Annotated in this window: 12 protein-coding genes; 3 read left to right on the plus strand and 9 right to left on the minus strand. The window is 62.9% G+C overall.

The features are described from left to right. Positions 1-31: 31 nt before the first annotated feature. The 7 genes from A5740_RS07920 to A5740_RS07950 all read right to left on the minus strand — a co-directional run bounded on the left by A5740_RS07920 (position 32) and on the right by A5740_RS07950 (position 8,204). On the minus strand, positions 32-1,285 hold the full coding sequence (locus tag A5740_RS07920) for a sigma-70 family RNA polymerase sigma factor (RefSeq protein ID WP_139334997.1): 1,254 nt from the start codon (positions 1,283-1,285) through the stop codon (positions 32-34). Positions 1,286-1,482: 197 nt separating this feature from the next. Then, positions 1,483-2,253, minus strand: coding sequence for a hypothetical protein (locus A5740_RS07925; RefSeq protein ID WP_254849103.1), 771 nt, complete (start codon positions 2,251-2,253; stop codon positions 1,483-1,485). Between the two features lie 112 nt (positions 2,254-2,365). Beyond that, positions 2,366-3,370 (minus strand): hypothetical protein, encoded by a 1,005-nt coding sequence (locus A5740_RS07930; RefSeq protein WP_076192846.1) that lies wholly within the window; start codon positions 3,368-3,370, stop codon positions 2,366-2,368. Further along, positions 3,367-4,839 carry a hypothetical protein gene (locus A5740_RS07935; protein ID WP_076192847.1) on the minus strand — a complete coding sequence of 491 codons (1,473 nt, stop codon included), beginning with the start codon at positions 4,837-4,839 and terminating at the stop codon, positions 3,367-3,369. The genes A5740_RS07930 and A5740_RS07935 overlap by 4 nt, the downstream gene beginning before the upstream one ends. 53 nt (positions 4,840-4,892) lie before the next feature. Continuing rightward, positions 4,893-5,564: a Pr6Pr family membrane protein gene (locus tag A5740_RS07940; protein WP_076192940.1), complete on the minus strand. Its 672-nt coding sequence runs from the start codon at positions 5,562-5,564 to the stop codon at positions 4,893-4,895. A gap of 21 nt (positions 5,565-5,585) precedes the next feature. After that, positions 5,586-5,744, minus strand: a complete 159-nt coding sequence (locus A5740_RS29040; RefSeq protein ID WP_254849104.1) for a LuxR family transcriptional regulator — start codon at positions 5,742-5,744, stop codon at positions 5,586-5,588. Between the two features lie 201 nt (positions 5,745-5,945). Further along, complete coding sequence (locus A5740_RS07950; protein ID WP_076192944.1) at positions 5,946-8,204, minus strand: type IV secretory system conjugative DNA transfer family protein; 2,259 nt, start codon at positions 8,202-8,204, stop codon at positions 5,946-5,948. A gap of 83 nt (positions 8,205-8,287) precedes the next feature. On the opposite strand from A5740_RS07950, the gene A5740_RS07955 reads away from it, so the two are divergent. Continuing rightward, positions 8,288-8,695, plus strand: coding sequence for a hypothetical protein (locus A5740_RS07955; protein WP_254849105.1), 408 nt, complete (start codon positions 8,288-8,290; stop codon positions 8,693-8,695). 86 nt (positions 8,696-8,781) lie between these two features. Further along, positions 8,782-9,702 carry a hypothetical protein gene (locus A5740_RS07960; protein ID WP_139334998.1) on the plus strand — a complete coding sequence of 307 codons (921 nt, stop codon included), beginning with the start codon at positions 8,782-8,784 and terminating at the stop codon, positions 9,700-9,702. 37 nt (positions 9,703-9,739) lie between these two features. On the opposite strand, the gene A5740_RS07965 is transcribed toward A5740_RS07960, so the two are convergent. Continuing rightward, positions 9,740-11,419, minus strand: coding sequence for a molybdopterin-dependent oxidoreductase (locus A5740_RS07965; protein WP_083653970.1), 1,680 nt, complete (start codon positions 11,417-11,419; stop codon positions 9,740-9,742). A gap of 86 nt (positions 11,420-11,505) precedes the next feature. Further along, positions 11,506-11,748: a hypothetical protein gene (locus tag A5740_RS07970; protein WP_076192949.1), complete on the minus strand. Its 243-nt coding sequence runs from the start codon at positions 11,746-11,748 to the stop codon at positions 11,506-11,508. Between the two features lie 148 nt (positions 11,749-11,896). On the opposite strand from A5740_RS07970, the gene A5740_RS07975 reads away from it, so the two are divergent. Continuing rightward, the coding region (locus A5740_RS07975; RefSeq protein WP_076192852.1) for a DEAD/DEAH box helicase at positions 11,897-13,715 on the plus strand (1,819 nt) is incomplete at its 3' end.

The following is a 13,715-nucleotide window of genomic DNA, read 5'->3' on the forward strand; positions in this document are numbered from 1 at the left end:
CGCTCCTGCCGAATCAACCGATCCCTCGCCATCAGGCACTGCCAGAAGTACGAAGAGCTGTGACAGCCAGTTTGGAGATCCGCAGTGCCGCTGCCCGATTCTGCGCGAGTGCCTCTGCGATGGCGGTCAAGCCGGACCGAACCTCGTCATCTCGACCAGTAGGCGCCGACAGGGTCAGTACGCGAGCCGCGAGTTTCGCGCGGCGGGGATCGAGCACTGTAGGGTCGTCCAGGAAATAGTGCAGCACGGCTTCACGAGCGACTGCATGCTCGGGTGTCAGCTCCCCGTGATCGAGAAGTTGGGCCACCGCCAGCACATGCCGCAGCACGATGTCAGCGACGTCTACCAACGCTGAATCGTCGCTGCTTTCGGCGAACGTCACGGCGTCTTCGGTACTCGTGACCTCATGCGCCGACCTCAGCGCTGCCCGCTTGTACGTATCAGTGGCGGTGTTGGCCAAAGCGCCTGCGGCGTAGCGGTAGTCGAGGACAAGATCGGGATTGTTGCGGATCGCGGACGTCAGTTTGAGCATGGTGATCCCGACGATGTCATCGGCCTCCGCTCCATATCGAGCGGCGGTGCGACGCAGGCTGGACAGGTGCTCGGCTGCGAAGGCCCCCAGCCTTTCCGCTGCTCGGGGGTCAACGGTGGTGGGGCGAGCGCGGTTGGCCGTTGCAGCAGTAACCACCGCGGCGGCGAGCGTGTCGAGGTCTTCAAGGATCAGCTGCAAGTAGGTTTCGGTAGCTTCACCAGACCCCGCACGTGCGTGCATTTTCTCGGCGTGCGGACGAACCTGCGCGACGACAAACCCGCGAAGCTCCCGTCGGGTGAGGTCGCATATCGCCGGCTGGTCAGCAAGGATTCGTACCGCGGCGTCGGTGACCGGAATCCGGGACAGCTGTACCGCAGCAGCGAGCGGGGCGAGAACCTCGGCAAGCCGGGTGAAGAGCATTGCGGTGTCAGTCGGTATGTCGGCCGACGTAGCGAATGTCCGCGCTGAGGCGAACGATCCGGCATCTTCGCCGATCACAGCCAAGAGTGAAACGGCATGTGCTGAGAGTTGATTGCGCCCACGCTGGCGTCCCATCTGAAAGATCTCGGTGAGCAACTGCTGCAGTGTCTTGTCCAGATCGTTGTCGGTAACAGCGATCTCAGAATGATCTTTCAGCCACCGTCGCGCCACCGCGTTGGTTACCCGCTCGCGAGTTGACCACAGGGAGGGGTGCTCACGTTCCACTGAGGGTTGCGCGCTGCAGTTGCTACCTTCGTGCTGTGTAGTGGCCATCGGTGGCTCCTCCGCTGGGAGGCCGACCCGCCGTCGGCCTGTCCGCGAAGGTTGTCAGTCGATGTTTTTACAGGTCTCCGCGCTGACGACCAGTGGGTCGTCATTCTGACGACCCACTGAAATGAGCTAGTCGCTACCGGTGGCAGATACCCGCCGAATGAAGAGCGACGAGTAGACGTTTGCCAACAGCGAGCAGATCAGTGCGACTCATCGAGCATTGTCCTGAGCCGACGGGCCATCTCATTCACTGCTGGCAACGAATGCCAGAAGGCGTGGTGTCCGGGGACCACAAGCTCATCAGCGGTGGCGCCGTCGCGCCGAAGCTGTCGCAGCACCGTGGCCGGGTCAGCGTGCGCCAGCAGGCTGCTATAGCCGCGCACGACCACGATGTGGCGCGGCCCGCCGGACCGCGACAGCAGTTCAGAGGTAAGCCCACCGCGACTGAGTGCGATCGCAAGGAACAGAAGATCGCGGCGCCGGTGGGTTGCCGGGCTCACACCGGCGCGCCGGTCCCACGGTTCGACCGCGCCGTCAAAGGACTCATTGGTGATCAGATAGCCATCGATGAGGCGGTTCTCGAACCGAGTGGCCGTCACGAGCTCATCAATTCTCCAGGGGCGCAGTGCAACCGGCTCCACCAGGCACAGATGTTCGACAGCAATGCCCTGCGCCGATGCGACGTTGGCCATCGCGGCGGTGAGGGAGGCGCCCATGCTATATCCGAGGAAGGATAACTCCGGGACGGCCTCATCAACGATGGCTGACGTTGCCGCAGTCAACATTCGGGCTGCCAAAGGCGAAAAATCTCCTGCGAATAGTGCTCGCCGTTCGTCGGCCAGCAACCGGGTACCGGCAGCACCAAAACCCGGTACCTCGACCACTATCATCCGCGCCTGCAGGACACCCGCCAGAAGTTGGAACCTTTGCATCTCAAAGGGTTCGATCCAGGACCGGAGACCTTGGGCCACGATGAACGTTCGGTCTTCAGGTCTGCGACGGCCATCGGTGGACGCGACTTTGAGGCGCGACCTCGGAAGACCGGCTGGTGCCCCACCGATGGTTGTCCATGAGGGGAGGAAGTCAGAATCCACCTAGCGGGTCCTCGTCCATCAGTCTCCTTTGATTGGCCCGGTAATAGGCCAACGCCGCCCGCGTGTCCGCCGCGGTGAAGAACGTCTGATAGTCATGGCTCTTGAGGAAGTCGAGGACGGGGTTACGCGAATCCCAATGTTTGGCCGATCGCGCATTCCGAAGGTCGGGCCATCCGTCGGTGTCCAAATTGAACCCGGCCATGATCCGGTGCAACGCGGCCTGCCAACGGCACACGATCTGGACGTAAATGTCGGCTTCCAAAGTTTGGCGACCGTAGCTCTGCCTGAGCAAATTCTTGAACTCCGCTAACGTGGCGCGATATCCACAGTGCTGGTAAATATTGAGCCAATCGAAGGCTTCGGCAGACCGCGCGAGGAACGACAGACTGTCGGTCAGATTCTCGAAGCCGACAGCGGCTCTGGCAAGTTGCGTATTGATCCGCAGTGAGTCCTCAGGGACCGAGGAAAGTAACGCACTCTGTAGATCCTCGGTGGCCGTTTCGGCGTTGATGGCACTGGCGCCCAGCCAGGTTCGTGCAGCGAGTAGGAACATCACCGAATGGTTCGCGCTCAGCTCACAAAACCCATACAGCGTGACATCGGGAGCATGCTGCTTGATGTAAAGCATCGCACCCAAACCGGTGGTCACGTCGACCTGGGATATGCCGGCGTCGACATGCCAGGCATGTTCCCGGTGGGCACGCTCGACATCCTCAGCCGCGTACCCGACGCGCGCCACATCGGGACAGTCCTGCATCGTGCATGGATAGCGGAGGAACGGATAGTCCGAGCGCTGCGACGTGTTCAGATGGAAATCGACGATCGCCCCATCGAGCACGTCGAGATCGTTCTTGAGGTTACGAAGTTCCCTTGCCTCATTCACTGTCTTGATGATGAGGCGTTCGGTGGCGATGTCTCGCTCGAACCATTTGGAACGTGCGCCGTGGTCGTCGAGCAGCAAATACGCACGCTGCCCAGCGGTGATGTCTGTCATCTGCGAATATCCCTCAGATTCAAAGCCGGCTTCTGAACGGGCCAGATGGCGCGAATCTCCTTGCCACCCATGGGGTTGTCTGGGTCGACGAGATGCTGAGTCAGCCCCTCCGCGCTACCGTGAGCGATCAAATCCTGGTGTAACCACTGTGTGGTCGACCCGTCGCACAGCCAGTCCGTGATCAGCGGTAGCGGGTCCCCCACGACGATGCGAACCTGGCCACCACGCACCTCACCGCTGACGGTGACAGGACGAGACGCATCGTGATAGTCGCCGTTCTGCGGCGGGTGCCTGGCCATTGCCTGTCCAACGTTCACCAGAAGCGACGCAAGCAACGCGCGGGCCAGCTCGTAGTTACGCGGTTGCAGATCGTCCAATTGCAGATCGATCTTCATGATCAACCCGGCGTCCGACTGGTATTTCTTGGCGATGCCCGACAGAGACGGGCGTTGCTGTTGCCGGACCCACCGGTCGTGGTCGATCGCTTCTGACATCAGGCTGATCAACGGCGCCAGTGCAGCAGCTCGCACCCTGATATGGGGAGGAACCGAAGTATCCGTCGCCAATTGCCGATTGAAGGTCCTGATATCGGTATTGGTGTTGTGGAAGTCCTTCGTCAGCTCACGCTTTGCATCATCTTGCACCTTGGCCAGTCGCTCACTGCTGGCGCGCAGAAAACGTTCGTATTCACGCTGTTTCGTCCCGATCAGGATCGGAATGGCACACAGCGCCCACGCCAGAGGGACCATCTCGGGTGCCCATCTTTTCGCAGCGATGGAACCTGCCACGATTGCGGTCATCAGAACCATGATGACGAGCCACACGTGTGGTCGCACCACGCGGAAAATCCGGTACGGCTTGGTTGGCCGTTGATGCGGCGAATAGTGCGTAGCATCGATGAGCAAGCTCATCATCGCCGAAACCCCGTACGCGGCAGCAACCGCGAGCGCCACCACCTTCGGCCATCCGGGCTGTTCGGGGCCGGAACCGTACGCGACCGCGACGATAGCGCAGGGGACCGCGACGAAACCGATCAAGCCGGTGACATTGATCAAGGTGCGGTTCTGAGCGGACTCGGCGACGGCGGTGAGCGGAGCCAGGATCGCGACACGTTGAGCGCCTGACTCTCCGAGCTCAAAATCCAAGGCGATCTCGAGCGCCACCTGTATCCCTGCGGGCATCAGTAGTAGCCAGCTCAGCCAGTTGGTAGCTGGCGCCAGGCTCAGCATGAGCACCACGATTACGAGCAGTGCTCCCCGAGTCACGAAAGGTCGGATCCGGTCGTACTTGCCGATGCGTTCGAGGGTCACCTCCGCAGCCCAATGCGACATCGGGGCAGGAGCACTCAAATCACGCAAGATCTGGGTCCACGGATTCGAGGTGCGGTGCAGATCCGGGAGGAGATCGATGTGGGAATACGGATTCAGCTTGCCATCATCAGGATCACCGATGCGATCATCAGCTGCCATCGTGCCCTGCCTCCTGAGCGTCAAGCTGTCGGACGTGTACATCTAACCGGGCATTACCGCGGCGGGTCGTCAGTTTGACGACCCGCCCAGCGTCGGCGACGTGTTCGGCTCAACGCCCCCAGTATCAGCCCGCAGGAGGACACCAGCAGGATCAGAGCAATCACCGCGCAGGCTACGGCTGCCCATCCCATCGCTTCCGGCGACAGGAACGGATAGGGGACGGCGCTCTGACCGAACACTGCAACCAGCACACACAGGCCGGCAAAGTAGGTCAGCGGCCACAGATATGCCCACGCCACCGCCTGCAAAGCACGTATGCGAGGTTGGTGCAACAGGTAGTCCGCAACGACCAGTATCGGGGCCGTTCCGTGGAAGAGCACGGTCGCCATGCGCACCGCCGTGTCATCGTGAGGCTGAAACCAGGTTCCGGTCTCCGTTCCCGGCGCGATGAAAGCCGCGAAGATGACTGCCGAGACGATGACACCAACCGCTGCCGTATGCCTCAGTACCGGCAGGCACCGTGCCCGGGGAACTAAAAGCGTGAGCAACGCGACGGCGGCCGCAGCGATCGCCGAATCAACGGTGAAGTACCACAACGGGAACCTTGAATCGGTGTCTTGGATGAATTGGCAAGCCAACCCTACGAGTTGGTTGACGAGCAGCAGTCCGGTGACCAGCCGCTGCGCCGAGACGTCGCTGTCACCGGGATGATCGGGGCCGGCCATGCGCTTCATTGTCCGCATCGACTACAAGTCGTCGATGTCGATCAGCCCATCCTGCAGCGCGCGCGCCAACATGGCAGCCTTGGTCGGCGCAGCCCGCCCTACTGCGTCGTACTTGCGACGGATGCGTTCGATATGCGTACTGAGTGTGTGTTCGGTGACATACATCTGTGCGGCGGCCACTCTCTTGCTGTCGTGTCGTAGCCAGTTCAGCAGGGCCTCCTGCTCCCGGTTGCTAAGTCTCGGCCGGTTGACACCCTCACCGAAACGCCGCGAACGCGATCGGCACGCGCACTGTTCGGCGAGGTCTACCACCACGGAACTGCATTGAAGCTGAACGGGTTTCATACCCTCTAAACCGATCCCCGAGCCCTGTCCGCCGAGCTACGCATCAAGGGGAAACGCGCAATCGTCCAACATTGCCCCGGATTGGTCGGTCGCCGCCTCTACTGACGCGGCCGCGCGCTTGGCCAACCACTCGTCGAGAAACGCCGACGACCTGCTCGGGGCGTCGGCTGTCGATGAACGTCTAGGCTTACGTCGCGGTGACGACGGCGATTCCACCTCTTGCGTATCCGAGAGCCTTGCGACATTGGATGCACCGGCAGCTGCTGCCGCTGTGTACTCCCGGTACGGGTCGACGAGCGCTTTCCGGGTACGGGTCAAAGTACGCTCCAATCGCTGGACAAGCTCAGCACCGGTGCGAGCTGTGACGATCTCGTTGTGGTCGATGAAGAGTGTGTGCGGCCGTGCCGGATCAGATGCCGCAGTGCGCAAGCTAACTGCCGAGAGATCCGGCTGACTGATCAGCATCGACACATCGACAAGGCCGCCGAACCGCTTGTACAGTTCGGCGGCGTCTGACACAGCGCTGCGGAACGCGATCGTGGTGGCAACATTACCGTCGACAGCGGGACGCAGATCGTTGTCAAGCTGATCGAGATACTGATGCGCCAGAACCACAGAGAGCCCGAACTTTCGGCCTTCTGACAACATATTGCTCAGCGCTCCCGAGATGAGCGTGTGCGCTTCGTCGACCATCACGGTGAATGTTCGATCCCGGTGTTCGCGGCGCAGCGCCGCATCCCACACGCGACCGAGGTACATGTAGCCGAGCATGCGGCTGGCCTGCTCGCCCAAATCAGCCTTCGACAGGTCGAGCAGAATGATTCGGCCGTCGTCCATTGCGCGGGCGAAATCAATGGCATTACAGCCGGACCCGAGGATCGCACGCATCGCCGCCGTGTTTGACAACCGCTCAAACTTGCTGTTCACCCAGGCCAGTACCTCGCCGTACTCGTTGGACCGATTCGACAGACCGCATACCTTCCACCACGATTTCAGGCGCTCATCGTCAGACCGTTTCACCGCGTCAGCCATGAATGATTCGTTCTCCGTGGCAATGGGTACGTCGAGCACTGACGCCCGTGTCCCGTGCACGGCGGACAACGCCCGCAACGTCATTCCAACGCGTTCATGGAAACGCGGTCCGACGATCCCTGTCTCCTTCGGGTCGAACAGGTACTGGAACGTCGCACACATTTCAGCGATGGCGATATCACGACGCACCGGGTCGGACTCGGCGAGGGCGTTGACCGGTACCGGATTGCCGACATCAGCACAACGAATCAGCCACACCCGGTTCATCGCCGACTCGGGCAACTCAGCGAGGACACGGTCACAAAGTTGCCCGTGCGGATCCACGATGAGCGCACCCTCCCCTTGGCGCGCCAAACCGTGCGCGATACCTGCCAGTGCAGAAGACTTTCCGGTACCGGTACGTCCAAGCAGGTGGACGTGACGTAGGCGCTCCTCATCCCCAAGTTCCACCTGAATTGGACGGCCTCCACGGGTGACAGCTCGACCGATCCGCAACCCATTGATGTCCGCATTCCGTCGCGGAGTCGTCGGTATGGGTGGCGGCGGCGCCAAAAATGTTCCGCCAAGCTGCTCCGCGCCCGCCACTGGCACCGGGAACACCTCAGCCAAACCATCGCCGTCGACAAGCAATCGCACCGCTGATGCACCTTGCACTGAAGCGACCTTCAGCCCCGGGAACCAACGCCGGATCATTGACCGCAACCGCAGAACAGGTGGTTCGCCGGACGTAGTGACGCGCAAATGCAGCATCCAGGGTGCATTGCCGGAGCGCGCCTGACACAGTCGGATACGCATTCCGTAACCCGGCAGAGTCGAAAGCTCCTCAACCAGGAGGTGGCTCATCGAACTGGTTCCGGCGATCCACGAGAATGACGCCCGAGGTGCCGCGTTCTCGACCTCGAATCCAAGCCGTCCTTGCGGTGTGTCGGCCACTACCGGCCACTCCGAAATAGACTGTCGATCAGTCCCATCTGTCGATATTTCCGCCACCGACTCAAGTATCTTCGCGATTTCCGCAGCCATCGAAACTGTGCGATCCCCTGCCGATACGGCTAGCCGTATGCCCACCATGCCGTCCGGGTCGGTGAACATGTCGAGCTCGAGTTCCGAGCCGGCTACTTCACCGGCAATGCCGGCCAGACGAAGCGGCAGAGATGCACGCAGCTCCGCAGCTGCTGATGTCGACTGCGCCCGGATCGCGACTAAATCGATTACACACCGTTTCGGTGTTGGCTCCGCCCCGCCTCGCTCGATGGCCTGCAAACCCTGTCTCCTTCTCGCATCCACGACGGGTTTCGCCCGCCAAGCCGACAACCGATCCCCACGTCGATTTCGCCGGATTGGGTTTGTCCGTCAGCGTCGGCGATCCAATGCCGAACGTCGGCCACGTGACCGATACCGCGCCGGGCCAGGCCGAGAAGAATGTTTCGGTGATGAGCGAATTGGTCCGTCAAGGTGAAGTGCTTTTGGTCCCGACATCCGGCGTGCTGTTCGGCGACCGATCAACGGTACGTAGTCATATCGTCGGGCACTCAGAGTCAGGGCATCACCATGTGCTCGAATCGGATCACGACTTCGACGTCATCATCACCGGCGCCGAGACGCTCATCGAGCTGCACGACACAGCACGCCTGATACACCAGGCACAGGTGAGCCAGCACTGCACCCTGATCGTGACGCCCGGAACGTACCGCGTGCTGCGGAAACGCAGCTATCACCCAATCCGGGACAGTCACGACTTCCTGGCCGACTGATGGATGCCCCGACAGCCGGCGCGCGTTGGGCATCGAAGCTGCTCGACTCGATCGATGCGGCATATCCCCGGTGGAATGAGCAGATCGTGACATCCGCTGTCAGACGGTACCTCGTGGGTATGGGTGCCCCGGAACCGGATTGGATTGTCGTCGCCGAGTCACCGGATGACGCCTACGCCTTGCGCCGGCCCAGGGGTACGAATCTGAACCGCCAATTCATCGACCAGACACGAGGCAGATACCTCGCTGAACGCGATGGGTTGGAAATGTCAGCGCGGCGCGTACTCGCCGACCAGATCGACATCGTCGTTGACAAACCGCTATGCAGTGCGCTGGCAACCGCCTCCAGCGGAGGGGACCACTGGCATCTCTTCAGAGATCTGTTGTCTGCCTACATCGACGTGGCGGCCGGCATCGGTGCACGCGCCGCGGATATGAGCCCCGAACTGTTGTGGGTCTGGGACCAGATTCTCATCGCCTTCGAGAACGGATTGGGCTGGTACTCGTTCGTCGACGACGGTGGCCTCATTCTCCTGCCTCGGCCAGCGATGATGGTTCCGCTGGACCGTCTGCACAGCCTCGATGGTCCGGCCGTGATCTGGCCAGATGGTTCGGGCTCCTATTTCCTTGACGGTGTCTGGGTGGACGCCGAACTTCATCATCGGCTCGTCAACCGCACCGTCACCGCTGAGGAAGCCCTCGAACTGAGCGACCCTGAGCAACAACTGATGGCCATGGCCGCCGCCCCACCTGACGAGATACTGGCTCTGCTGAACGCAGTCCATGTCCAGACAGGCATCAAGGGCACTCGGCTATATCGCGTCGACGACCAATTCGGCCCACAACGTGTCGACTACTGCATCACGATGACCGACCCCAGCACGGGCCGACAGTACCTGGAATGGGTCGACCCTGAGATCGCTTCAGAGGGTGATGCTGAACTGTGTCAGGCACATCTGTTTGGGATCGACGTACAAGATTGGCTGTCGTTGAGGCGTGAGGCATGAGTGCCGCACCGCCCCAAATTATTGAAACCACAGCAATTTAGATCGGCATCCGGTAGCCGTAGTACTCATGGTCTTGGTTGTATCCGCCACGGCCCCAGCCGACTTCGCGGAAATCGGCCACGAATTCGATGGCCTCGACCCACTTGATCTGTTTGAAGCCGAGTTCGAGTTCGTTGCGTAGCCGCACGGGGGCGCCGTGGGTCTCGCTGAGTGGCACCCCGTTCATCTCGTGGGCCAACAACGCCAATGGTTCACGCATGTGCTCGATGCGGTGGCAGTCGTAGTAACGCCCGTGGCCGGGCTCGGCACCGTCGGCAAACGAGTAGAACACCACCCATCGCGCCTCCGGCAGTGGACGCACCATCTTCAGGATGTCGGCCATCGGCACCCCACCCCACTTGGCCACTCCCGACCAGCCCTGGATGCAGTAATGCTGGGTGATCTGCTCGTGTTTGGGCATCGCCAACAATTCGGCGTAGGACAGCTCGACCGGGTTGCCCACCAGTCCCCCGATCCGCAGCCGGTAATCCGCCCAGCCGCCGTGCTTCAGCCGCCGGTATTCCGCGGAGTCGGGCAGCGTGCCATTGGCCCACAGGTACGGGCTGATGTCCTTGTCGCGGTAGGTCGCCCGGGGATGCGCGCGCTCCATCCAGGCCTTGGCCCATCCGACGATGAACCGTCCGACGTTCTGCACGACTCGCGGATAGCGAAGCGTCACAGGCGTTGCCGCCAGCCAGAACCCGATCAGTACCACGGCGGCCACTCCGAAAATCGCCAGCGCCCAATACGACTCGGTGTCGGTGCCCAGCGTGATGTGATTGAGGTTCTCCACCGCGCCGGTGGTGAGCACCATGGTCACGTGGGCCGCGATGAAGGTCACCATCCACAGCCACACCGTGAAGTGCACGGTTCGGGCGACCTGGCGGTTCAGCGGCCCACGGCCGGTGCCGAACCGCGCGGCCACCGTAGGCGCCTGCAGCAGACCCGTGAGGAACGCCAGCGGTGCTGCGATGAACACCGTGATGAAGTAGGCCAGCATCTGCAGCCCGTTGTACGAGGTAAAACCATGATTGGTCGGGAAATTCAGCGATGCGTACTGCACTGCGGTGGACAGGGCGTTCGGAAAGACGTCCCATGACACCGGCACGATCCGATGCCACTGCCCGGTGCTGAACAGCAGCACATAGAACACCGCTCCGTTGACGAGCCACAGCAGGTCGAAGCTGAAGTGCCACCAGCGGGCCAGGCCGACGGAATGACGTATCCCGGGGATTCCCAACCATTTCGGCAGGGTCACCGCGTCATCCTTGGAGGTCCACACCCGCGGCGGGTCGGTCTTGTCCAGACGGTCGGTGGGGACCGCGTCGCGCAGCCGCAGCCACTCCGTGCCGGGCCGGCAACCCGAGTTGGTGTACAACCGCGGGTGGTCGGCGAGGATCTGCAGCCCCGAGCGCAGGATGAACATCATGAAGACGATGTTGAACAAGTGCTGCCACCGCAGCCACGCCGGGAAACCGGACGTCACCGCGGGCGCGTAGGTCTGCGAGGTCCCCGGATAGCGCGCGATGAAGTCCTGCATCCAGCCGTATTCGCGCAGTTCCTGGGCCACTGCAATGACGACGACCAAGCCGACGGTCGCGAAGGCCACCAGCCACAGGGCATTGACCCAGTGCCGGCCCACCCGGATCGACGGGAACCGTGCCGGCACAGGGAGCATGCCGCCGGCGAACTGTCGCTCGTCGATATGGTCGCGCAGGGCGTCCTCGGGCCGGGTCGGATCCAACAGCGCCCCCCTTGAACTGGTTACAAGATCCACGGGAAATACCCATACATCGGGAAGTTATCCACGAACGGCGGCGCGTCGTTGATCTGCACGTTGCCCGGCGACCGGCACTGAGTACTGACCCGTGTCGTGACACACGTCTGGGGTATCGGCTTGATCTGCTGGTTCGCGGCCGCAGCCGGTGCGGCGCCCGCCAGAGGCGCCACGATGATCGACGCCGCAGCGCCGGCCACGGCCAGCGCGGCGGCAGGAAAGATTCGCATGATCTGCCACCTCCCGTACATTTCTGTACGTCTGATTTCACGGTAGGACGTTGCACTGGGCATTCGCTGTGTGGTTCCTGAAAGCTTGCGCAACCCGAGAAGAAACTCTGTGCCCGGCCCCGATCGGACAGTGCCATGATGATTTGTCATGGACAGCACAGACGCCACCGAGCTGATCCGTCACGCCGACGCCGCGCTCGCCGACGTCGGCAAACTTCGCGCCGAGATCGCCGATCAGATCCACGCCGCCACCGACGAGGTGGTGGCCCAGGCCCTGCAGTCCACGCCGCTGGAACGCCTACGCCCGTACCTGGCGTGCGGCGCCCGACTCGGCGGCCTGGCAAACTCCGAGTACCGCACCGTCGCCGACCTCCACGCGGTGCCGGCCCGGCTGTTGACCCAGGTGCCCGGGGTCGACATCGAGGCCGCCCAAGCCGTGCAGGCCGCGGCCCAGGCCATGGCCGACCACATCCGCACCACCACCCGGCCCCGGCTGCGCCCCGAACACGACACCACGTTGCTGACCGCACTGCTGACCCTGGCGCACACCGAGGCCCCGGTCAAACAACTGCGCCGGTTGATGCCGCGGCTGCGCAGCCAGACGGCCTCCGACCAACTGCGCGAGGCGGTGGCCGGACTGCTCGACCGGATCGATGACGCGCACCACCACGAGGGCAACCCGTGGCAGAGCTACCGCAGCGATCCCCGACCGATAGACCGGCTACTCGGCGACTTCGCCGCCGGCACAACCGATGTGGACGCCGCACAGGGATTCGTCGGCGCGGAGGTGGTGGCCCAGGTCGAGCAGACGGTAATGAACCGTTCGATGCTGCGCACCGAACTGCGCGGGTATCAGGAGTTCGGCGTCCGCTACGCGCTGGCCCGCGAGCGCGTCCTGATCTGCGACGACCTGGGTCTGGGCAAAACCGTGCAGGCGCTGGCAGTCGCGGCACACCTGACCGCCGTCGGACAGCTTCGCCACGCCCTGGTGATCTGTCAGCGCGACACCGGAATTCACTGGGCCGCAGAGACTGCCAAGCACACCGCACTGCGGGCGATCGAGATCCGCGGCAGCGCCCGCGAGGACCGCCTTGAGCAGTGGAAGTCCTCGGGCGGAGTGGCCGTCGTCTCCTACGACACCCTGGCGCGCATCAAGCTGCCCGAACGTCCCGGTTTGGTGATCGTCGACGAGGCGCACCTGTTGCGCGACCCCAAATCCGACCGGGCCCGCGCCGTGCGCAACGTGCTGACCTCCGACAACCGGGTGCTGTTCCTGTCCGGGGTGCCGATGCACCAGCGCATCGGCGGCTTCCGCCACCTGGCCGACTTCCTGCAACCCGACATCGCGGGCAAAGTCGCGCCCAACGCGGGCGAGCGCGGTTCGGTCGCGTTCCGCCGCACGGTCGACCGGGTGTACCTGCGGCGCGATTACCGCGACGTGGTCGACGAACTGCCGGTGCGCATCGCCACCGAGGAGTGGGTGCGCCCGACCCGCACCGACCGTGACCGCTACCGCCAGGCCGTCGCCAGTGGCAACTTCAGCGCGATCCGGCAGGCCGCCTGGCCGTCGGGCGCGCCGACTCCGAGTGCCAAACTCGACCGGCTCCTCGAACTCACCAGCGAGGCCCACATCAACGGCGCCCGGGTGGTGGTGTTCTCACATTATCCCGGCGTCCTCGATGTGATTCGGAAAGCTTTGCCGGGCAACATCTTCGGGCCTCTCGACGCGTCGGTGCCCGATCAGCAGGCCATGGTCGATGCGTTCGCGACCGATCGTGGCCCGGCCACCCTGCTGGCCCACATCGGCGCCGGCGCGCTGAACCTGCATCGCCTCAACGCCCCGGCAGTGTTCCTCGTCGCCGAACCGCAGTGGGAACCGCGCACCGAACGGCAGGTGATCGGACGCACTCAGCGACTCAGTGAACTGCCCACCGTGCGGGTCTATCGGCTGCTGGCCAAGGGCACCG

Origin of the sequence: Mycobacterium sp. GA-1841 (genome assembly GCF_001954135.1) — a bacterium.
Taxonomy (GTDB): Bacteria; Actinomycetota; Actinomycetes; order Mycobacteriales; family Mycobacteriaceae; genus Mycobacterium.